Genomic DNA, 21,876 nt, shown 5'->3' on the forward strand with positions numbered 1-21,876 from the left:
GGTTCAGCAAGTTGAAGCTGCCGCCAGCACTGATCGGGCCGTTGCCGCTGATTGTTGCGTTGAGTGCCGCTTGCGGCGCGCTCGTCGCCTGGTTGGTCACGCTGACCAGCGCGGTCGGCGAGCTGTCACCCACGCGGACGTTGCCGAGATTGATCGGGCTGTTGTTGATCACCGGGCTGGCGGTGTTGATCACGTTGGCCTGGATCAGCCCCTGCACGCCGTAGTCGACCGAGCCGAGGTTGAACGTTCCGAGTCCGTTGCTGCTGCCAGCGACAGCGCCGGCGCTGGCAAAATTGACGGCGATGGTGCCGTTGATGGTGGCCGCGGCGCTGGTGTCGACGTTGACCGTCATGCCACTGGCGTTGGTGGCGCCGGCGAGCAGGCCGCTGATGCTGCCGCTGCCGGTGATCAGGCTGCTGCCGGTGCCGGAACTGGCGCCAAAGACGGCGTTGAGGTCTTCGACGAAGCCGGCGGCACCGCTGGCGGTGTTACTGATGCTCAACACCTGGCTGACGGCCTGGCCGACCTGTACGGTGCCGAAGTTCAGCGGCAGGGTGTTGATCTGGCCGCTGGCGAGCTGGTAGACGTTGCCCGAGACGTTGATCACTTGCGAGCCGGCGCTGGCCGCCGCCAGGCCGCTGCTACCGTTGCCGTCGGTCTGGTAGTTCAGGGTGACGCTGCCGGCCTTGGCGCCGGCAGTCGTCGTGTCGACACCAGCCGACATCGCCGTACTGCCAGGATCACCGGCGGCGAGCAGGACGACCGCGCCGCCAGTGTTGGTGGCGTTGCCGGTATTGGCGCCGAAGCTGGCATTGAGCTTCTCGGTGAAGCTGCCGGCAGCGGCGGTATTGGTGACGGTCAGGACCTGGTTTAGCATGCCGCCGACGCGCTGGTTGGCGAGCACCACCGGGTCCGGTGTGGCGCTGCCGACGGCGGCGTTGTAGCCGGTGCCGCTGACATTGATGGTCGCGTCGGTCAGGGCCATGCTCGCCAGCCCGGAGGTGGTGCTGCCGTTGCTGGCGAGATTGATGGTCACGGTGCCGGTATTGACGCCGGCGCTGGCGGTGGCGTTGTCGATGCCGACGCTGATCACGCTGGAGTTGCCGCCCTGCGCGAGATTGCTGATCGGTCCGCCGCTGGCGCTGGCCTTGCCGGCGGTGCCGCCGATGCTGGCATCGAGGCCTTCCTGGAAGCCGGCCGGGGCGACATCGGTGTTGGCGATGTTGATCGCCTGGCTGCCGGCACTACCGAGACGGAAGTTGCCGAGGTCGACATTGGCCGGGAGGTTGGCCTGGGCGATCTGGTAGACGTTGCCGGAAACGTTGACCACCTGCGAACCGACGCTGGCGGTACCCAGACCGCTGCTGCCGGTGCCGTCGGTCTGGTAGTTGAGCGTCACGCTGCCACTGCGCGCGCCGGCGGTGTCGGTGTTTACACGAACCGCCATGGCAGTGCTGGCGGGGGAACCGGCTACCTGCATGATGACCGAACCACCGTTGTTGATGGCGCTGCCGGTGTCGCTACCGAAGCTGGCATTGAGCTTCTCGGTGAAGCTGCCGGTGGCGGCAGTGTTGGTGACACTCAGGATCTGGCTCTGCATGCCGCCGACGCGCTGGTTGGCAAACACCACCGGATCGGGCGCGGCACTGCCGACGGCGACGTTGTAGCCGGTGGCCTGCAGGTTGATGGTCTGCGCATTGACGTTCTGGGTGACGAACAGTGGATCGATCAGTTGGCCGTTGGTGGTGTACTGGAGGGTGACGGCGCCGCTGTTGACGCCGGCGACGCCGTTGTTCACCGTGGCGGTGACGGCGGCGGACTGCTGGCCACCGGGGTCGATGAAGTTGCTGCCGAGGTTGTTCGTTGCCGCGAAGTTGCCGGTGGTAGCTGCCGAGCCGATCCCGAGGCGTTCGGCACCGACGCCGCTGGTGAGGTTGACGACCTCGAAATTCTGCGTTGGCGCCGGCGGCGGGGTGAAGCCGACGCGGAAATTGCCGAGGTTGACGGGGTCGCTGTTCGGCGTCGCGCTGCCTTGCGCGAGCACCGAGGCGAAGCCGTCGATATTGATGGTCTGCGTGGCGACGTTATCGAAGTTGCTGGCGACGCCGGCTTTCTGGCCGACCAGCGCGCCGCCACTGCTGGCGCTGAAGCTGATGGTGTAGTCGCCGCTGTTGGCGCCGACGGCGAGCGGGCCGAAGTTGCCGGTGCTCACCGACAGCCGGCCGTCAGTGACGTTGCCGGTGCCGGTGCTCTGCACGGCGCCGCGGATATCGGCGCCGGTGCCGCTGTTCTGGACCTGGAAAGTCTTGTTGGCGGTGGTGCCGCCGCGCACGTTGCCGAAGTCGACGGTGAAGGTGTTGGCGCCGGCGCTGACGACCTGGCCGACGACGGTCTGGGCGGCGTTCTGGCCGATGATCCGGCCGGCGCCGCTGACGTTGCTGCGGCGGTCGAAGCTGTTGCCGGTACCGAAGTTGGCGTTGCTGTAGTCCTTGGAAACGACGAGGTTCTGGCCGCCGAGATTGAGCGCGCCGTCCATGCTCAGGCGCTGCGCGCTGCTGGCACCGGCAGCGCTGCTCAGGTCGAGCGTCGCGCCACTGTCGACCTGGATGTTGCCAGTGCCGTTCACACCGGCTTGCGCGATCAGCGTGCCACCGCTGGCGCGGACCAGGCCGGTGTTGACGATCGCCGGCGTGACCCTGCCGAAGCCGCGCAAGGTGCCGGCGTTGGCCAGGCTGGTAGAAGCAAAGGTGCCGCCACCGAGTTCGAGCGTCCCCTGGTTGTTGATCGCCTTGCTGGTCGTGTAATCGCGGTTGGCGAGCACATGCAGTGCACCCGCCGCGGTGATCGTGGTCAGGCTGTCGTCGAGTGCAACGTAGGTGTTGTAGGTGCCGGAAGCCGGAACCGTGTCATAGGTGCGCAACTGCGAATCAGCACCGCTGAGCACGACGTCGGCGGCCAGAGTCGTCACCGGGGTGCTGGTCGACGACTGCAAGAGGATCTCGGAACCGGCATACGCCTGGTAGCTGCCGCCGGTCAGCGTGCCGGCGGCGAGGTTGGTCAAGGTCGTTGGCGCAACCAAAACGACTGAACCGTTCGACGACGAAATTGAGCCGTTGTTGGTGAACTCGCTGGGGATGATGTTGTTGTTGCTGCTGCCGTTGCTGAAGGCAATGCTGCCGTTGTTGACAATCGGACCACCGTAAATCTGGCCATACGAGCTGGCGGCCCCGTCGGCGAGAATCTGCAGGTCGGCGCCCAGGGTCAGCGTGCCGCTTTCCGAATAGAGGTAAGCGGGACCCGAGCTGCCACCGAGGTGCACCGTCGCCTTGTCGAGCGTCTGCGTGCCCTGCGAATACAGGTAGGCGCCGAGACCCGTGACGTTGACCACGCCCGGATTGGTACCGCTGCTGTCCTTGACGCTCAGACCATTGACGAAGTACGCCGTGGCATAGGTCCCGGTGACATCCAGGTCACCGTGCAGGGTGACGCCGTCGAGCCAGCCGCTGCTGCCGTCGCTGGCAAACAGGTTGGCGGCAGCGTTGCCGAGTACCGTGCCGCCGCGGATCGTGCCGCCGGCCATGCGCAATCCGTCGAGCGGCGAACTCGCGGTAATGTCCAGCGTCTGGCCGCTGTTCTCGAGGAAGCCGTTGAGCTTCACCGTGCCACCGCTGCGGTTGATCGTGCCGACGTCGGCCTGCGTGAAATAGCCGCCCAGCAACAGATCGGTGTCGGTGACGTTGATCGTGCCGGTGTTTTGCCACTGGTAGGTGGGGTTGTTGCCCGGGTTGCCGGCGTAGCCCATCTGCAGCACGGTCGCGCCGCCGGCGCCGTTCATGGTGATCGTGCCGGCGTTGCTCGCTGCCGCCCCGCCGAACTGGATGAATGAACCGTCGTCGCCGGTGATGCTGCCGGCCGCGGTGTTGCTCAGCTTCGTCGGCGTAATGTACAGCGCCGTTGCCGGGGCGACGGTGATCGTGCCCTTGTTGGTGAACTCGCTCAGATTGATGTAGTTGTTGTAGTGGCCGTTGGTGAAGGCAATGCTGCCTTCGTTGATGATCGAGGCACCGTAGAGCCGGCCATAGGAGCCGACGCCATCGGCGAGAACGTGCAGGTCGGCGCCCAGAGTCAGCGTGCCGCTTTCCGAATAGAGGTAACCGGGACCCGAGCTGCCACCGAGGTGCACCGTTGCGTTGTCCAGCGTCTGCGTGCCCTGCGAATGCAGGTAGGCGGCGAAACCCGTGACGTTGATCACGCCCGGATTGGTTCCGCTGCTGTCCTTGACGCTCAGGCCGTTGGTGAAGGCCGCGGAGGCATAGGTACCGGTGACATCCAGGTTGCCGTGCAGGGTGACGTTGTCCAGCGTGCCATAACTGGAGTCGGTGGCAAACAGGTTGGCGGCGGCGTTGCCGAGTACCGTGCCGCCGCGGATCGTGCCGCCGGCCATCTGCAGACCGTCGAGCGGCGAACTCGCCGCAATGTCCAGCGTCTGGCCAGTGTTCTCGAGGAAGCCGTTGAGCTTCACCGTGCCACCGATGCGGTTGATCGTGCCGACGTCGGCCTGCGTGAAATAGCCGCCCAAGCGCAACTCGGTATCGGTGACGTTGATCGTGCCGGTGTTTTGCCACTGGTAGGTGGGGTTGTTGCCGAGGTTGCCGGCGTAGCCCATCTGCAGCACGGTCGCGCCGCCGGCGCCGTTCATGGTGATCGTGCCGGCGTTGCTCGCTGCCGCCCCGCCGAACTGGATGAATGAACCGTCGTCGCCAGTGATGCTGCCGGCCGCGGTGTTGCTCAGCGTCGTCGGCGTAATGTACAGCGCCGTTGCCGGGGCGACGGTGATCGTGCCCTTGTTGGTGAACTCGCTCGGGTTGATGGTGTTACTGGCCGAGCCGTTGCTGAAGGCGATGCTGCCTTCGTTTACGATCGGGCCACCGTAGATCTGGCCGTACGAGCCGGCACCGTCGGCGAGGACCTGCAGGTTGGCGCCAAGGGTCAGCGCTCCGCTGCCGGAATACAAGTAAGCCACACTCGAGCTGCCACCCAGGTGCAGCGTCGCGTTGTCCAGTGTCTGCGTGCCCTGAGATTGCAGCCATGCGCCCGCACCGGTGACGTTGATCACGCCCGGGTTGCTGCCGCTAACGTCCCTCACCGCCAGGCCGTTGGCGAAGTACGCGACGCTACCCGAACCGGTGAGGTCCAGGTTGCCGTGCAGGATAACGTTATCCAGCGTGCCATAGGCGCCAGACACGACGGAAACAGCCGTTCCGCCGCTGCCGACGTAGGTGCCGCCGCGCAGCGTGCCAGCGTAACTGAGCGTCACCCCATCGCTGGTGGTCAGCATCGACGAATTGTTCAGCGTATTCTGGCTGATGGTCAGCGTGCCGATACTGACCGGCGAGTTCAGGTCGACCGTGAACGGTCCGGTGTTGATGTCGATCGTGGCGTCGAAGGTGTTGCCGCCGCCGTTGTTGGGGAAGGCGCCATTGCAACTGCTCCACAGGGCGCTGGTCAGCCACGAGCCGTTGGCGTTGGCATTCCAGTTGCAGGAGTAATTGGCGGCCTGGGTCTCGGGCGCCAGCCCGATCATCGCCAGAGCCATGGGCAGGACCAGCAGCCGCCCGAACGGCCGCACCGAAACGCACCGCGCGTTGTTCTTTTTCATTTGTCTACGCTCCGCCAACCGAAACCCTGTTCCAACTGACCCGTCGCGCTGCGGCGACGGAACCCGCTTCAACCATCTATCGACAGCAAACGGTAGAACGCGGACTTGCGCCTCCGGAGAGACCCGCGGCTACGATGTTTTGGCCTAAGCAAGAATTGCGCCTTGCTTACATGAAAAACAGACAATACCCAATAAACCAATAGATTCTATAGCCTATTAAATCCTCGCTGCGGGATCAAAGCGGCTCTGCTGGCAGGTCACTGTAAAATTTTTCGACACTTTATGAGCCTCCTTACGGAGGCAGGCCCAACCCGTGCGACCGCCCCGGACGCCAGCGTCGTTTGGCCTTGTTCTTCCCACGCCTGCGCGTAGAATCCGATGCTTCCCTCGCCTCCGAAACCGCCATGCAATCGCTGTGGATGATCGTCGCCAGCCTCCTCTTCGCGTGCATGGGGGTCTGCGTCAAGCTGGCGGCGGAAAGCCATTCAGCCGTCGAAATCGTCTTCTACCGCAGCGCTCTCGCGCTCTTGCCGATGCTCGCCCTGGCCCGGTTGCGCGGCGTCGCGCTGCAAACGCCGCACTGGCGCTGGCAGCTCAGCCGTGCTGCCTTCGGCTTCGCGGCGGTGATTGCCTACTTTTCGGCAATCACCCTGCTGCCACTAGCCACGGCGGTGACTCTCAATTACACCTCGGCGATCTTTCTGGCCGGCTATCTGGCGCTGACCGGACTGCGCCTGACGGCTGGAATCATCGCCGCCCTGATTCTTGGGCTGAGCGGGGTCGCCCTGCTCCTCAAGCCGGCGCTGCACGCCGAGCAGATGCTCGGCGCACTGCTCGGGCTACTCTCCGGCGCACTGGCCGCGATGGCTTATTTCAGCGTCCGCGAACTGGGCGCGCGCGGCGAGCCGGAAACGCGCACCGTCTTCTATTTCTCGCTGCTGTCGTCGCTCGGTGCCGGGCTATGGCTGCTGTTCTCCGAACTGCACGGGGTCGACTGGCGTAGCGGCACGCTGCTGCTCGGCGTCGCCACTTTTGCCACCGCCGCCCAACTGGCGATGACGCGCGCCTATGCTGCGGCCAGGACGCTGACCGCGGCAGCCCTGGCTTACAGCACGGTCGTTTTTGCCAGCCTGTTCGGAATCTTCCTCTGGAACGAGACGTACGACGGCTGGTCGTGGCTGGCGATGGCGCTGATCGTCCTGTCGGGACTGGCGGCGACGCAGTTCGCTCCGATTCCCGAAGCGAAACCGGCGTCGCCGGCCAGATAGAAAACATCGCCGCGCTGACCGACGCTTGAGCCACAAATCACCGAATTCATAGAACTCATCGGGCGATCGAACGACCCACAGGCTGGCGTTGCATAGAAACCAATCCTTCGCGCCTTGCCAGCCTCAAAACACCTTCAGCCCATGCAGCAGCACCGCGGCGATCGACAGCGGCGCCACGAAGCGAACCAGGAAGAAAACCAGGCTCACCAGCCGCTTGTTGCGCAGCGCTCCAGCGTTGCTCAACTGCCGGGCCATTTCCGGCAATCCATAGACCCAGCCGACGAAGAGACAGATCAGAATCCCGCCGAGCGGCAGGAGCACATTGGAACTGAGGAAGTCGAAGAGGTCGAAGGGATTCATGCCGAAGACCTTGAGCTCACTGGTCAGACTTGCCGACAGCGCTGCCGGCACTCCCAGGGCGGCAACCACACCGATGGTGCACAAGGAGGCGCGCTTGCGGCCCAGGCCATAGCGTTCGGAGAGAATCGCCACCGGCACCTCGAGCAACGAGAGCATCGCGCCAACGCTGGCGATCGCCGTCAGGATGAAGAACAAAGTCATGAACAGCGTGCCGCCGGGCATGGCCGTAAACACGGCGGGAATGGTCATGAAGACCAGCGATGGGCCGGCCGCGGGTTCAAAGCCGAAGGCAAACACGGCCGGAAAGATGGCCATACCGGCCAGCAACGATACCGACAAATCGGCAAACATGACCCGCGTGGCGGTCACCGGGATGTTCTGGTTGTCGCGGAAATAACTGCCGTAGGTGAGCATGCAGCCCATGCCGATGGAGAGCTTGAAGAAGGCCAGGCCGAGCGCCGTAAGCAGGACGGCCGGGGTGATTTTCGCCAGATCCGGGCTGAACAGGAAGCTCAGGCCGGCGCTCGCTCCGGGCAGGGTCAGGCTGCGCGCGCAGAGCACCAGCAGCAGGATGAAGAGCAGCGGCATCAGTTTGCGGGTCACCGCTTCAATGCCCTTGGCGACGCCGAACATGATGATGCTGCCGGTCACCGCCAACACCACCCACTGCCAGAACAGCGAGCTCAGCGGATTCGCCACCAACTCGGCAAATATGGCGCCGGCCAGCTGCGGATCGGTGGTGGCGATCTGCCCGGCCATGGCTTTGAAGACGTAGGCATAGACCCAGCCGGCCACTTCCGAGTAGAAGGCGAGAATCAGCACTGCCGCCGCGAAGCCCATCCAGCCGATACTCTTCCACCACCACTGGCCGCGCGGCGCGACCCGGTCGAAAGCGCTCACCGCGTTGGCCCGCGCCGCACGCCCGAGCATGGTCTCGGCGATCATCACCGGCAGACCGACCAGCAGGGTGGCCAGCAGATAGACGAGCAGGAAACCGGCGCCGCCATTGGCGCCGGTCAGTGAAGGGAATTTCCAGATGTTGCCGAGTCCGACGGCCGAGCCGAGCGTCGCCACCAGGACGCCGAATGAGCTGGTGAAACCGTCGCGGGAAGATTGATTCATCGTGTCTCCGAATACTGAATTACTGAATGGGCAAAAGCACGCAACCGTTCCGCGGAGCGGCCGCTGGCGCTCTCTGACGGTCGAGGTGCAAGGAAGGGGGAAGACTGCCGGGCAAAGCGCTTTCGTGCTTGCGCCCTGCGCGCTCGGCGCAGGCAGTCCTCGGTCTTAGAGCATGTTCTCCAGAAACGCCCGCGTACGCGGATGTTCGGGGGCGGCAAACAGCTCCTTCGCCGGACGCGCTTCGACAATTTCGCCGCCGTCCATGAACACCACGCGGCTGGCCACCTCGCGTGCAAAAGCCATCTCGTGCGTCACCACCAGCATCGTCATCCGTTCTTCGGCCAACTCGCGGATGGTGCGCAAGACTTCGCCGGTGAGTTCCGGATCGAGCGCCGAGGTCGGCTCGTCGAAAAGCATGATGTCCGGCTCCATGGCCAGCGCCCGGGCAATCGCCACGCGCTGCTTCTGGCCACCCGACAGCCGCGCCGGGTAGCTATCGCGCTTGTCGAGCAAGCCAACTTTACGCAACAGCTCGTCAGCCTTGGGAAGAACGTCCTGGCGACGCAATCCCTTGACCGTCAGCGGTGCTTCGATGAGGTTCTGCAGCACGGTCAAGTGCGGAAAGAGGTTGAAGTGCTGAAAGACCATGCCCATCTTGCGGCAGATGCGCCGCAGTTCGATGTCGGCGACGTAGCGGCAGAGCGCCGTCTCGTCCGTGCCGACGAGGGTTTCGCCTTCGATGTCGATGCGCCCACGGTCGATGGTTTCGAGATGATTGAGGCAACGCAGGAAAGTGCTCTTGCCCGATCCGGAGGGACCAATGATCGCCACGACTTCGCCCTTACCGACGTCCAGCGAGACGCCCTTGAGTACTTCCACCGCAGCAAAGCGCTTGTGCACGTCGAGCGCGTGAATCATCGGGCTATTCATCGTACACCGCGTACTTCTTTTCCAGATGCTGGAAAGCGAGCGTCAGCACCAGCGTCATCACCAGATAGAAAGCCGCGGCGACGATGAAAGGCGTGGTTGTGAAATCGCGCTGGACGATGCCGCGCGCGGCGCGCAGCAGGTCGTTCATGGCCAGCACGTAAATCAGCGAAGTGTCCTTGACCAGGGTGATGGTCTCGTTGCTCAGCGGCGGCAGGATGCGCTTGAAGACCTGCGGCAGCACGATGCGGCGCATCGTTTGCGTGTAGCTCAAGCCAAGCACGCGCGCGCCCTCGTACTGACCGCGGTCGATCGACTGGATGCCGGCGCGAAAAATCTCGGCATAGTAGGCCGCATAGTTGAGAACGAAGGCGACGATCGCCGCCGTGAAGTCCGGCAGGCGAATGCCGATCACCGGCACGAAGGGCAGGGCGAAATAGATGAACAGCATCTGCAGCATCAAGGGCGTGCCGCGCATCAGCCAGATGTAGCCGTTGACCAGGCCGCTGACGGCAGCAAGCCGCGAAACGCGCAGCAGCGCCAGGCACAAGCCGAACGGTACCGCCAGAACGAAGGTAATGACAAAAACCTGCAAGGTGACCCCTGTGCCTTCGAGCAGGGGACCCATTATTTGCATCACATAATCCATGCGCTATTTCTCAACAGCCGATGTGGGGCGGCTAGCGGGCGACCATCCCCCGCCAACCGTCATTGCGCGGAGGCACAGCCGACGCGGCAATCCAGTTCCATGCTCTCACTCTCTGGCGCCGCATTGGCAACGCGAACAGCCACACCGCAAACCTCTGGATTGCCGCGTCGGCTTTGCTTCCTCGCAATGACGTGCGCGCTGCGCCACGCCGCGACAGTCCGGCGGCAGGCCCGTGTCTGTTCGCAGCGCGCGGGCCAGTCCGGGCTATTTCTTGATGATGTCCTTGCCGAACCATTTCGTCGAAATGGCGGCGGCGGAACCATCATTCTTCATTTCATCCATCGCCTTCTGCAGCCTGGCCATCAGCTCGGTGTCCTCCTTGCGAGTACCGACGCCGTAGTCTTCGGTCCCGAAGTTCTCCTCGAGCACGCGGTACTCACCGGGCTTCTTGGTGGTGTAGTAGCGCCCGACCACCTCGTCGACCACCAGCGCATCGAGTCGGCCAACGCTGAGATCCATCAGCGCCGTCACGTTGTCACCAAACTTCTTCAGTTCCTGCAGCGACTTGGCCGTCGCAGCATCCTTCTCGACCGCTTCGATGGCGCTGCTGCCGTCCTGAACGCCGACCACCTTGCCGGCCAGGTCGGCTTTGCTGTTCACCGGCGACCCTTCGGTGACAATGATGATCTGGCGGTTTTCGAGATACGGCGTGGTGAACAGGATCTTTTCCTTGCGCGCTCGGTGATCGTCAAGCCGTTCCACAGGACGTCCACCCGCTTGCTGCTCAACTCGGCTTCCTTGGCATTCCAGTCGATCGGTTTGAAGCTCACCTCGGCGCCCAGGCGCTTGCCGGCTTCGCTGGCCAGATCGATATCGAAACCGACCAGGGTATTGCTTTCGTCACGAAAGCCCATCGGCGGAAAATTGTCGTCCAGTCCGACGACGATCATTGCCGCCGGTGCCGGTGCCGCTGCGGCGTTTTGCGGCGTGGCTTCTTTCTTGCCACAGGCGGCGAGCAGTGTTACGGCCAGAAGGGCGACGATCATTAGCGAGGTCTGTTTTTTCATGTCTTTTCTTCAAGAATGCGTGGAAAGGGCGGCATGATAACAGGGTCTGGCGCTGGCTTCGCTCAGACTCCCCGCTGCAGGAGCGTCCGCGCGCCGTCATCCTCGTCTTCGGCCTCGCTGCTCCCGGCAAAACTCAGCCCACGCGCCTCGCGCAACAGCACCTCGAACTCCTCGCTCGGCAGCGGCCCGCTGAAGTAAAAACCCTGCAGTTCGTCGCAACCGCGCTCGCGCAGAAATGCCAGCTGCGCCTCGGTCTCGACGCCTTCGGCGATGACCTTCACCCCCAGGCTCTTGGCCATGGCGATCACCGCCAGCGCGACGGCCGCCGCGGTCCGGTCGCTGAGAATGTCGCGCACGAAGCAGCGGTCGATCTTGATCCGGTCGACGGTGATGCGCAGCAGATGGGCCAGCGACGAGAAGCCGGTACCGAAGTCGTCCATGGCCATCGTCACCCCGGCCTGGCGAATCTTCTGCAAGATCGCGGTCACCCGGCCGATATCCTGCAGAGCGAGGCTTTCCGTCAGTTCAACTTCGAGGGCCCCGCCGTCCAGCCCGGCGCGGGCGAGCGCGGCGGCCAGCTGTTCGGCCAGATCGTCACTCTGGAACTGTCGCGCCGACAGATTGATCGCCAGCCGGGGCGTCGCCAGGCCAGCGTCCCGCCAGGCGCGCACTTGCTGGCAGGCGGTTTCGATGACCCATTGACCAATCGGCACGATCAGGCCGCTGTCCTCGGCAAGGGTGATGAAATCCTTGGGGGCAATCATCCCGCGCGCGGGATGCCGCCAGCGCAACAGCGCTTCCGCGCCGACGATTTTGCCGCTGAGCAGATCGACCTGCGGCTGGTAGTGGAGCTCGAGCTCGCCACGCTCGAGCGCGCGCCCGAGATCCGCTTCCATGGCCAATTGCCCGGCGACCCGCTCGTTCATCTCGGCCTGGTAGAAATGGAAGGAGCCGCGGCCTCTGGCCTTGGCGCGATGCATCGCCGCGTCGGCGTTCTTCAACAGGGTTTCCGGATCGCGACCGTCACGCGGGAAAAGACTGGCGCCGATACTGCAACTGATCGCCAACGCATGCCCGTCGAGGTCTATCGGCTGTGCCACTTTTTCCAGGATGCGCGCGATGACGCGCGCCACTTCTTCCTCACCGAGCGGATCGGCCAGGATCATCACGAACTCATCGCCGCCAAGGCGGGCGACAGTGTCCCCGTCGCGCACACTGTCGGCGAGCCGCTCGGCGACGATACGCAGCAACTGGTCGCCATAGCCGTGCCCGTGGCTGTTATTGACCCGTTTGAACTGGTCGATATCGACAGCCAGCAGAGCCAGGCTCGAATCGTGCCGTTCGGCATAGGCAATCGCCTGCTGCTGACGGTCGCGCAGCAGGTTGCGGTTGGGCAAACCGGTCAGCGAGTCATGGTTGGCCTGGTGTTCGAGCTCTTCTTCGTAACGCCGACGCTCACTGATATCGTGGAAGACACTGACGAAGTGGCCGAGCGTGCCATCGGCCGAGCCCACCGGCGAGACGTTCAGTTCGACCCACAACGGCGACCCGTCCTTGCGCAAACAACGCAGCGTCACCTGCGTAGCGCGGCGCTCGCGCAGCGCCTGACTCAACTCGTTGAGCGCCAACTGATCGTGGTCGCCAGCGAGCAGAAAGCGGCCGCTGTTGCCGAGCACTGCGCCGGCGCCATAACCAGTGATCGCTTCAAAGCCAGGATTGACGTAGGTAATCGGGTGATCGTGCTTGAGCGCATCGGTGATCATGACGCCGTTCGCTGACGCTTCGACAGCACGCTTGAGGAGCCGCATGCCAGCTTCGGCGCGCTGCGCGAAAATCCCGTAGGCCAGGTCGTCGGCGAGATCTTCGAGTACCTCGCAGGCGGCTTCATCGAAGCCTTGTGGCTCCGGCGTCAACAAGTTGAGCACTCCGATCGCCACGCCGCGGCCGAACAGTGGCAGGGCAATCGCCGCGCGCTGCCCGCGGTCGGCGAGGTCACCACTCCAATCGGCGAGGCCGCCAGCCGACCCAAACAGACAGGTCAGTGCCTGAGCCTGCTCAAGGGCAGGGAGCGTGAGCTGCTCGCGAAAGCCGCGCCGCCACAGATCGCCGTCCAGGGAAGACGCAACGACCAGCGCTGCCGGTTCAGCCGCAAGTCGAGCATCGCTGCTGCTACGATCGACAAGCTCGACCCACACCGCCGAATAGCCGCCTTGTCGATGCAGGCGGTCAACGATCCCGGCGATCATCTCGCTCTCGCTGCCGGCGCGCACCAGCGCCGCGTTGCAATCGTGGATCAGACGCAGCGAGGCATTCAGCCGCCGCAGTGCCAGCGCCTGGCGGTCGCGTTCGCTGACGTCACGAACGGCGCAGGTGACGATCGTTCCGGAGGCTTCGATGATGTAGCTCAGGCTGATCTCGGCGGGAAAGACGCTGCCATCGCGACGCTGTCCGGCGAGATGCGTGAGGCGCCTGCTGCCGTGGCGCGGCTGCGCGTCAAAGTGGGCGCGGTGCTCACCATGCGCCGCACGCTTTGACTCCGGAACCAGCAGGTCGATGCATAGTCCGCTCAGGGAACCCGGACGATAGCCGAACATCCGTTCGGCGCTGCTGTTGGCGAGCAGGATGCTGCCGGCCGCATCGACCAGAAAAATGGCGTCCGCGGCCGCTTCGAGTACGCCACGGTAGCGCGCCTCGGCGGCCGCCAGAGCAACCAGGCTGCGCGTTCCCTCAGCAGCCTCCGGCGGCTCGGCAAGAGGCGCCGGTGAGCCAGGCGAGACGTCAGCTTTCATGCGCTCAGCTCAGCCAGCACGCGCGGCAATTCAGGCACCAGATTGGACTTGCAAACGTAGGCGTCGACGCCGATCGCCGCCGCCGCTTGCCGATACTCAGGCGTCGCGTGCAGAGAAAGAATCAGCAACTTGACGTCCGCGCATCGCGCGCGAATCCGCTGCGCGGTCTCAAGACCATTGAGGCCAGGCATCGCGATGTCGAGAATGACGACATCGGGGTGCTCGCTGGCGAGAAACTGCAGCGCTTCTTCCCCGGAGCCGACGCTCGCGGCTATCTCGAAACCCAGCCCGCGCAGCAGGCGGCCCAGCAACTTGCGAAATTCGGGAGAGTCATCAACCAACAACACCTTGATCACGCGCATGACAGCCATCCACAGCATTGAAGATGGCTGTCAGTCTGGCGGCTGCGACGGCCCGGCGCCATCGGGCAATCCCCCAGACTCGACCAGAAAAATCCCGGTCGGCAATCGCCCCAGGCGCGGACAAGCCTAAGCGGAGGCGGAAACCAGTCCGTTGCGAATGGCGTAGCGGGTCAGGCCAGCGACCTCGTGTATTCCCAGTCGCTCCATGATCTGGGCGCGGTGCGACTCGACGGTCTTGGTGCTGATACCGAGATCAAAAGCGATCTCCTTGACCCCGCTGCCGGCAGCGATACGGCAAAGGATCTCGCGTTGGCGCGGCGTCAGGGCATCGGCGGCCGGCGGGTCACCGTTGAGACGGGCAAGATAGCCGTCGACCACCTGCCGCGAAATGCGTGGCGATAGCCAGCTTTCGCCACGCATTACCGCGCGCAGCGCGAGTTCCAGTTCGATCGGCGCCGCGTCCTTGATCAGGTAGCCGGTGGCACCGGCCTGTAGCGCCTGCAGCACGTACTCGGCATCGCTGTGCATCGACAATACGATCACCCGTACCGCCGGATAGTGGCGATGGATTTCGGCGGTCGCCAGCAGCCCGTTCATGTCCTTCATGGCGATGTCGATCAGCAGCACGTCCGGCAGACACTCACCGACGCGCGCGATGGCGCCACCGCCGTCGTCCGCTTCGCCGACGACTTCGACGCCGTTGACGCCGCCCAGCAGCGAACGAATGCCGGCGCGCACCAGGCCGTGGTCGTCGGCGAGAACGACGCGGATGCACGCACTCATTGACGCGCTCCGGACAGTGGCAGCGGCAGCGTCACGCGCAGCTCGCTGCCGGCGCGTCGCGCAGGCTCCGAAAGCAGCTCCAGCTGCCCGCCGACAAGCGCCGCGCGTTCCTGCATCGAGAGCAGACCGAGGCTCTTGCCGCGCGCCGCACCGGCAAGAGCCGCTGCGGCATCAAAGCCACGGCCGTCGTCGCGCACGGACAGCACCAGCAAGCCTTTTGCAAGCCGCAGTTCGAGCGCCAGCGCACTCGCCCCAGCGTGGCGGACGGCATTGTTCAGCGCCTCCTGGGCGATGCGGAAGCAGGCGATGGCAATCTCCTCCGGCGGCTGCGGCATGCCTTCATCGGCAATAAAGCGTGCCTTCAGTCCGGCCTGGCGGCAGGTGCTGTCGAGATGCGCGCGCAGCGCCGGCAGCAGACCCAGGTCGTCGAGCTGCGGCGGGCGTAGCTCGACCGACAGGGCGCGTACACGCTGCAGGGTGCGATCGGCGATGTCGGCGGCTTCTTGAACTTCGTCCCGGTCGCCGCCCGCAGGCCAGGGTCGCATGCCTAGCAGCACGATTTTTATCATCGTCAGGTTCTGCCCGATGTCGTCGTGCAGATCGCGGGCCAGGCGCCGCCGTTCCTCTTCCTGCACGCCGATCAGCCGTGCCGAGACCTCGTGCAGGCGATCGAGAGCGCTACGCAACTCGGCCTCGGCACGCTGTCGACGCTCATCGGCGCTGAATTTATCGAGCGCAAAGGAGATGTCGCTGGCCAACTCGCCGAGCAGTTCGATCAATTCCTCGTCGAAATAAGCGACTTCGCCGGCGTAGAGGCTGAAGACGCCGACCACTGCACCAGCGCGGCGGATCGGAAACACCGCCGCAGCGGCGATGCCCGCCGCCCTGGCACGTTCCTGCCAGGGGCCCGTACGCGGGTCGTTCAGGAAGTCGTTGCAGATCGCCGGGCGACCATCGCGCATGGCAGCGCCGTCAGGGCCGTGCCCCTCCGCCGGCTGCGCGTCGATCGCAATGCGCAGCCCGCGCAGGTATTCGCCGGCCATGCCGGAATCGGCGACGACCTCGATCCAGCCGTCGGCGTCGAGCAGGCCGACCCAGGCACCGTCGACTTCGCCGTGGCGGACGACGATTTCGCAGGCGCTGACCAGCAAGGCCGCGGCCGATTCGGCGTGCATGATCGCCTGATTGATCTGCGCAACGGCGTTGAAAAAACCACTCAGCCGGCGCAGGCGCCGCTCGGCCTCCTTGCGCCCACTGATGTCGCGGGCAATGGCGAAGACGCCCACCGTCTCGCCGGCAATGCGCAGACAGCCCTTGGTCGTCAGATAGGTGCGCTCGCCGCCGCCAGCGCCGCTGATTTCCTCCTCGCAGGTCTCGGTCGCCGCCGCCGACATCAGGCGCCGGTCGTCGGCGCGCAGGCGGGCAGCCATCCGGGCCGGGAAGAGCTCCTCGTCACGATGGCCGAGAATGTCCTGGCGCTGCCGCCCGAGCAAACGTTCCACGGCACCGTTGCAGAGGATGTAGCGGCCGTCGGAACCCTTGGCGGAGATGCAGTCGGTCGAACCCTCGACGAGCGCCGCCAGCGTTGTCGCCAATTCGTCGATACGGCGCTCCTGGTGCTCGGCTTCGAGAAGCAACAAGGCCTCGTGCTGGTGCCGCTGCAGTGCCAGCTCAATCGCCAATTGCAGCTCGCGGTCGCTATAGGGTTTGATGAGATAAGCATGCGGCGCGGTGATGCGCGCACGCGCGAAGCGCTCCTCGTCGGCGTAGGCGGTCAGATAGAGCAGTGGCACACGTTGCTCGTCGATAATCACCCGCGCCGCGTCGATGCCGTCTACGGCACCAGGTAGAACGATGTCCATCAACACCAGGTCGGGCCGCTCACGCGCCGCCGCAGCCACCGCCTCCTCGCCAGAGGCCACCGGCCCGGCGACAGTGAAACCGAGCGCGGCCAAGCGCAGCGCCAGGGCCCGGGCAATGAGTGCATCGTCCTCGACGACCAGGATGCGTTTGCCCGCCGGCATGCTGTCGTTCATGCTCTGTCTCCGGGGAGTGCGCCGCCAAGCTCGAGGCGATTGCAGCCCAGGCGCTTGGCGAGCAAGGCGCTGGCGCTCATTCGTCGTCGCCGACGACCAGCACAGGCGCCGGCCGTAGCGCCGGAGCAGCCGCCAAACCGCCCACGCTTTCGGCGCCCACTGTCGTGCTGATCAGCAAGGGCGCCGCGTCCACCGCCGCCTTCAGCGTCGCCAGAAGGCGAGCGAAGGTCTCCCTGGCACTGGCACTGCCCACCACTCGTGCTGCCGGCTCGGCCTGCAGCTGGCGCGCCAGCGCCTCCATCTGGAGGGCCGTTGCGCCGAGCGCGGGGTGATCGAAAGTTCCGGCGGCGCCAGCGAGACGATGCGCGGCGGCAGACAGTTCGCGCAGCGCCGCTTCCCAACCCTCCCTGCCCGCCACATCCGCGCAATCCGTCCAGCTCGCGCCGAGAGCCTTCACCGCAGCCTCGATCTGGCCCACTCGCGCCGGCAGCGAGCGCTGGAATTCCTCGCCCAGCTCGGCCAGTTGCGCCGCCAGTTGGGCGGCAGCAGCGGCGGGCAATTCAGGCATCGCGAGCCTCCCAGAACATGCGCACCTGATCGGCCAGCGCCATCGGATCGAAAGGCTTGGTAATCACGCCCAAGGCGCCCTCTGCCTTGAGCGCCGCGACCTCGCCGGGCAGCGCGCGCGCGGTCATGAAGATCGCCGGCACGAACTCCGTTTGCGACTGCGCACGCAAAGCGCGCAAGGTCGCCGGCCCGTCCATGCCCGGCATCATGACGTCGAGCAGCAGCAGATCGGGCGCGAAGTCGCGCACACGCAGCAGCGCCTCGTCTCCGGAAGCGGCGACCTCGACCTCGAAACCGCCGACGGCCTCCAGCGCCAACTTGGCGACCGTGCGAATATCGACTTCGTCCTCGACATAAAGTATCCGTTGCAAGCTAGCGCTCATCGTCGTTCTCCTTATTGTCATGCTTCTCCTGCTCTTCCCCGTCGACCGTCACCGGCCGCCGCCGGACTCCGGCTGCTGCAGCCGATTCCTCTGCTCGAGCCGCGTGCGCCGGCTGCGTCAACTCACGGACGATCTGTAGCAGCCGCTCGTTGGAGGTACGCGACTTGACGAGGCTGGCGGCGACCGCCTGCTGCACATCGACTCGAGTCGCGGTGTCGCTGGCAGAAAAGACGACCACCGGTGGCGGATGCTCCAGTCCCTGGATCACTGGCAGAAGTTCCAGCCCCGAGCCGTCCGGCAAGCCAAGATCGAGAATGACCACATCGAAAGTCCGCGTCGCCAGTTCGTCCTTGGCAGTGGACAGCGTACGCGCCTCATTGATTTCTGCCAGGCTGCCGAACTGGGCGGCAACGATGTGCACCAGATCGGCGTCGTCCTCGACATGCAGGATGCGCGCGCACCGCGACGCCGGCGCGTGAATCGCCCGCTTCAGCGCGGCAGTAAGTCGCTGCACATCGACCGGCTTGTCGAGCCAGTCGACCACCGCCAGGGCGCCACCGAGCGCTGGCGTCGCCAGATCGTGCGATCCTGAGACGACCACTACCGGCACCACGAAACCGCCCTTGGCGGCACGCAGGCTGCTCAGCAGGTCGCTACCGGTCTCGTCGGGCAGAGCCATGTCGAGCGTCATCGCCGCGTACTGACGGCTGCCGAGATACTCTCTAGCCTGCGCCGCACTTGCTGCCAGATCGACCTCGTATCCGGCACGCTTCAACACCGTCGCCAGGAGCTGCGCGACGGCAGCATCGTCTTCGCAAACGAGTACCCGTGGTGCGTCGGCGCTCGCCAGCGGCACGATCATTGACGGGCTCTCGGCCATGACCTCCGGCAACTCGAACCAGAAACGAGCGCCCTGACCCGGCTCGCTGCTGAAGCCGATGGCACCGCCCATGCGCTCGACCAGCGCCTTCGAGATCGACAGGCCAAGACCCGAACCGCCCTTGGCGCGCGTCGTCGACCCGTCGGCCTGCGAAAACTTCTCAAAAATCCGCGCCCGAAAGGCCTCCGGGATGCCTGGGCCATGATCGGCAACTTCTATGCGCAGGCAATCGCCGCGGCGCAGCAAGGAGACCTCGACCGCCTTGCCAGGCGGCGAAAACTTGGCCGCGTTCGAGAGCAGATTGGCAAGCACCTGCAGAAAACGATCGGCGTCGATGCGCGCCCTGGCCCCGGCAAGGCGAGCGACGAGTTCGAGGCGCACCTCATGCTGTACGGCAAAGCCCTGGTTCGCCACCAGCGCCTGCTCGATCAAGGGCAACAGCGGCTGCGTCGCGAACTGGAAGCTCATCCTGCCCGAGGCAATTCTTTCAATATCGAGAATATCGTTGATCAGGTCGACCAGGCGATCGCAGTTGTTGGCGGCGATACCGATCAGCGCTTTCGCCGGCGCCGGCAGTTGGCCGCCGACGCCGCCTTCGAGCAGGCCCAGCGAACCACGAATCGACGTCAGCGGCGTGCGCAGCTCATGGCTGACCGTGGACACGAACTCATTCTTGAGTTGCTCCATTTTCTTGCGCTCGGTAATGTCACGCGCCAGCCCGATAAAACGGCGGCGGTCGTTCACGACCACTTCGGTCACCGCCAACTCCATCGGAAAACAACTGCCGTCGGCACTCTGGCCAAGGACTTCGCGGCCCAGACCAATGATCTTGCGCACCCCGCTTTGCCGATAAGCACGGAGATAACCGTCATGAGCATTGGCGTAAGGCGCGGGCATCAGCATCTTGACATTGTGCCCGAGCACATCCTTGGTGGCGTAGCCGAAGAGCTTCTCGGCGGCGAGGTTGAAGCTTTCGATCAGCCCCCGCTCGTCGATGGTGATGATCGCATCGAGAGTGTTGTCGAGCACGGCCCGGGTATGGGCCTCCGATTCGCGCAGTTCGTGGGTCATGGCGTCGGCCAGTTCGAGCGCGCGCGCGCGCGATCCGGCGAAGGTCTGCAGGAGGGCGAACAGCAGGATGCTGACCAGCGCACCGCCAGCGAGAACCACCGTCGCAGTACGCTGGACTGCGGCCGGCGCGGCGTTGGCAGCAATGCGCAGTCGCCACTGTCGACCGGCGAAATTGAGCAGCATTTCGCTGCTGTAAGGCGCGCCCTCGACCTTGCTCGCCGAGGGCGACAAGCGCAGCAGGGGCTGCGCGTCAGCAACGCCGCCCGCGGCTGTGCCAACGAGGCCGACATCGTCGACCGCCAGGTCGAGGCGCTGCGCATCGTCGCCGAAAATGCCGCGGGCCAGGTCCTCCATGCGAAAGGCCGCGTAAACGACACCAAGGAAAGCTTCCTGTCGTTCGTCCATCGTCGCTATCGGCGCCGCATTACGGTAGATCGGCAAGATCAACAGAAAGCTGGCCTGCCGGCCGGTTTCCTGGGCCAGGATCAGCGGCGCCGTGGCCGCCGCTGCGCCAGTCGCGCGCGCGCGCTCGGCGGCGCCTCGACGCGCGCTTTCGCTGAGCATGTCAAGGCCCATAGCGGCTTCGTTACCCTGCGCCGGTTCGGTGTACTCGATGGCCAGGTACTCCGGCCGCGCACCTGGTGGGCGGAGCGCAAATGCCGGATATCCCTCGGCAACGAGGTGGCGATCAGCACGAACAGCCGCGAGGAACGCAGCACGCTCGGCGAGCGCAACGCGGCGCGCAAAACCGACCACCTGAAAGCCGGGGAGACGCTCGGTGAGTTCGAGACGGGCGACATAGCGATGGAACTCGCTACGGTCGACTTCGGCAGAGCCGGCGAAAAAGCCCTGCAGCCCGCGCAACACCCCTTCGTAAGCATCGAGTCGTTTGTCTAGCTGCAGCACACGTATCGCCGAAGCCTGTTCGAACTCCTGCCGGGCTTCGCTTTCCGCGATGCCGGTGGCCCACTGCGCCGCCCAGGCGGTCAAGGCCAGACCAGCGAAGAGAGAAAGCACTGCGCTACGTTGCATGCTGAACCATGCCATTTACGACCTCCGCCGCCAGCCCCCGTCCACGCGCCGCACGAAGCAGCCACCTGCGCGGCACATAGCACCCTCCCGGGCACGACCATTCAATAGCCGTATGACGAGTATAGGGGCGGCAGTAAACAGCGGTCAATCAAGGTTTTTCTGACGGCGTGGCGATGTCGCCAGCGGCAGCCCGTTGCACTCCCGGCACTGCCGGTCGGCCACCCACTAATCGATCGGCAACTTGTTCGAGCCGCGCCTTTCGCGCACACTGGCGACCTTCAAGGGAGCCCGCGCATGGCACTGAAAGCCACCATTTTCAAAGCTGAACTGACCATTTCCGATACCGATCGCGGCTACTACGCCACGCACGCACTGACCCTCGCCCGCCATCCCTCCGAAACCGACGAACGCATGATGGTGCGCCTCCTGGCCTTTGCCGTGCATGCCAGCGACAGCCTGCAGTTCACCACCGGGCTGTCCACCGAAGGTGAACCCGATCTCTGGCAAAAATCGCCGACCGATGAAATTGATTTATGGATTGACGTCGGCCTGCCCGATGAAAAACACCTGCGCAAGGCCTGCGGGCGAGCGCGGCAGGTGGTCGTCTATGCCTATGGTGGCCACAAAGCCGGCATCTGGTGGGCGAAAATCAGCAATGCACTCGCCCGCTGCGAGAACCTGAGCATTTTCCAGCTACCGCGCGAAGCGACGAGCGAACTCGCGGCGCTGGCCGAACGCGGCATGAACATCGCCTGCATGATCAGTGATGGCCAGATGTGGCTGAGCGACGCAAGGAAAAACGTCGCTGTCGAGCCGACGGCGTGGATGCACGCCGGCGCCGACAAGTGATGGCGCCACGCACTCAGGACGGCGACTGCAGCTCGCCAATCACCGCCTCGATCTCGGCCAGCGGCAGATCGG

The 21,876-nt window shown here is 64.9% G+C and carries 13 protein-coding genes and 1 pseudogene; 2 read left to right on the top strand and 12 right to left on the bottom strand.

Annotation, left to right across the window (positions count from 1 at the left end):
• The coding region (locus E4Q23_RS05685) for a choice-of-anchor D domain-containing protein (RefSeq protein ID WP_169065739.1) at positions 1–5,659 on the bottom strand (5,659 nt) is incomplete at its 3' end.
• Between the two features lie 404 nt (positions 5,660–6,063).
• Here E4Q23_RS05685 and E4Q23_RS05690 point away from each other — a divergent pair.
• Positions 6,064–6,927: a DMT family transporter gene (locus tag E4Q23_RS05690; RefSeq protein ID WP_169065740.1), complete on the top strand. Its 864-nt coding sequence runs from the start codon at positions 6,064–6,066 to the stop codon at positions 6,925–6,927.
• 123 nt (positions 6,928–7,050) lie between these two features.
• Here E4Q23_RS05690 and E4Q23_RS05695 read toward each other — a convergent pair whose 3' ends face one another.
• The 11 genes and pseudogenes from E4Q23_RS05695 to E4Q23_RS05745 all read right to left on the bottom strand — a co-directional run bounded on the left by E4Q23_RS05695 (position 7,051) and on the right by E4Q23_RS05745 (position 20,970).
• Complete coding sequence (locus E4Q23_RS05695) at positions 7,051–8,409, bottom strand: sodium-dependent transporter (protein ID WP_169065741.1); 1,359 nt, start codon at positions 8,407–8,409, stop codon at positions 7,051–7,053.
• A 165-nt stretch (positions 8,410–8,574) separates the two neighbouring features.
• On the bottom strand, positions 8,575–9,339 hold the full coding sequence (locus tag E4Q23_RS05700; protein WP_423753312.1) for an amino acid ABC transporter ATP-binding protein: 765 nt from the start codon (positions 9,337–9,339) through the stop codon (positions 8,575–8,577).
• Positions 9,332–9,985, bottom strand: a complete 654-nt coding sequence (locus E4Q23_RS05705) for an amino acid ABC transporter permease (protein ID WP_169065742.1) — start codon at positions 9,983–9,985, stop codon at positions 9,332–9,334. The genes E4Q23_RS05700 and E4Q23_RS05705 overlap by 8 nt, the downstream gene beginning before the upstream one ends.
• Positions 9,986–10,249: 264 nt before the next feature.
• A pseudogene (locus E4Q23_RS05710) lies at positions 10,250–11,052 on the bottom strand (amino acid ABC transporter substrate-binding protein).
• 62 nt (positions 11,053–11,114) lie between these two features.
• Positions 11,115–13,841, bottom strand: coding sequence for a sensor domain-containing protein (locus E4Q23_RS05715; RefSeq protein WP_169065743.1), 2,727 nt, complete (start codon positions 13,839–13,841; stop codon positions 11,115–11,117).
• The gene (locus E4Q23_RS05720) at positions 13,838–14,203 is read right to left on the bottom strand and encodes a response regulator transcription factor (protein ID WP_169065744.1); all 366 of its coding nucleotides are present in this window, start codon (positions 14,201–14,203) and stop codon (positions 13,838–13,840) included. Before E4Q23_RS05720 ends, E4Q23_RS05715 begins: the two co-directional genes overlap by 4 nt.
• Before the next feature lie 126 nt (positions 14,204–14,329).
• Positions 14,330–14,986, bottom strand: coding sequence for a response regulator (locus E4Q23_RS05725; RefSeq protein WP_169065745.1), 657 nt, complete (start codon positions 14,984–14,986; stop codon positions 14,330–14,332).
• Positions 14,983–17,022, bottom strand: coding sequence for a GAF domain-containing protein (locus tag E4Q23_RS05730; RefSeq protein ID WP_169065746.1), 2,040 nt, complete (start codon positions 17,020–17,022; stop codon positions 14,983–14,985). Before E4Q23_RS05730 ends, E4Q23_RS05725 begins: the two co-directional genes overlap by 4 nt.
• Before the next feature lie 76 nt (positions 17,023–17,098).
• A complete protein-coding gene (locus E4Q23_RS05735; RefSeq protein ID WP_169065747.1) occupies positions 17,099–17,590 on the bottom strand; it encodes an Hpt domain-containing protein in 492 nt (163 codons plus the stop codon).
• Positions 17,583–17,972 (bottom strand): response regulator, encoded by a 390-nt coding sequence (locus tag E4Q23_RS05740; protein WP_169065748.1) that lies wholly within the window; start codon positions 17,970–17,972, stop codon positions 17,583–17,585. Before E4Q23_RS05740 ends, E4Q23_RS05735 begins: the two co-directional genes overlap by 8 nt.
• A complete protein-coding gene (locus tag E4Q23_RS05745) occupies positions 17,962–20,970 on the bottom strand; it encodes a CHASE domain-containing protein (RefSeq protein WP_169065749.1) in 3,009 nt (1,002 codons plus the stop codon). The genes E4Q23_RS05740 and E4Q23_RS05745 overlap by 11 nt, the downstream gene beginning before the upstream one ends.
• A gap of 279 nt (positions 20,971–21,249) precedes the next feature.
• Here E4Q23_RS05745 and E4Q23_RS05750 point away from each other — a divergent pair, with 279 nt between their 5' ends.
• Positions 21,250–21,804: a YaeQ family protein gene (locus tag E4Q23_RS05750; RefSeq protein ID WP_169065750.1), complete on the top strand. Its 555-nt coding sequence runs from the start codon at positions 21,250–21,252 to the stop codon at positions 21,802–21,804.
• The last annotated feature ends 72 nt before the right edge of the window (positions 21,805–21,876 follow it).

This window comes from Candidatus Accumulibacter phosphatis (assembly GCF_012939955.1).
GTDB classification, from domain to species: Bacteria; Pseudomonadota; Gammaproteobacteria; order Burkholderiales; family Rhodocyclaceae; genus Accumulibacter; species Accumulibacter delftensis.

Bases quoted from the DNA above. Each gene is read 5' to 3' on its own strand.
- E4Q23_RS05690 (WP_169065740.1), top strand. From the start codon at position 6,064: ATGCAATCGCTGTGGATGATCGTCGCCAGCCTCCTCTTCGCGTGCATG.
- E4Q23_RS05695 (WP_169065741.1), bottom strand. From the start codon at position 8,409: ATGAATCAATCTTCCCGCGACGGTTTCACCAGCTCATTCGGCGTCCTG.
- E4Q23_RS05700 (WP_423753312.1), bottom strand. From the start codon at position 9,339: ATGAATAGCCCGATGATTCACGCGCTCGACGTGCACAAGCGCTTTGCT.
- E4Q23_RS05705 (WP_169065742.1), bottom strand. From the start codon at position 9,985: ATGGATTATGTGATGCAAATAATGGGTCCCCTGCTCGAAGGCACAGGG.
- E4Q23_RS05715 (WP_169065743.1), bottom strand. From the start codon at position 13,841: ATGAAAGCTGACGTCTCGCCTGGCTCACCGGCGCCTCTTGCCGAGCCG.
- E4Q23_RS05720 (WP_169065744.1), bottom strand. From the start codon at position 14,203: ATGCGCGTGATCAAGGTGTTGTTGGTTGATGACTCTCCCGAATTTCGC.
- E4Q23_RS05725 (WP_169065745.1), bottom strand. From the start codon at position 14,986: ATGAGTGCGTGCATCCGCGTCGTTCTCGCCGACGACCACGGCCTGGTG.
- E4Q23_RS05730 (WP_169065746.1), bottom strand. From the start codon at position 17,022: ATGAACGACAGCATGCCGGCGGGCAAACGCATCCTGGTCGTCGAGGAC.
- E4Q23_RS05735 (WP_169065747.1), bottom strand. From the start codon at position 17,590: ATGCCTGAATTGCCCGCCGCTGCTGCCGCCCAACTGGCGGCGCAACTG.
- E4Q23_RS05740 (WP_169065748.1), bottom strand. From the start codon at position 17,972: ATGAGCGCTAGCTTGCAACGGATACTTTATGTCGAGGACGAAGTCGAT.
- E4Q23_RS05745 (WP_169065749.1), bottom strand. From the start codon at position 20,970: ATGGCATGGTTCAGCATGCAACGTAGCGCAGTGCTTTCTCTCTTCGCT.
- E4Q23_RS05750 (WP_169065750.1), top strand. From the start codon at position 21,250: ATGGCACTGAAAGCCACCATTTTCAAAGCTGAACTGACCATTTCCGAT.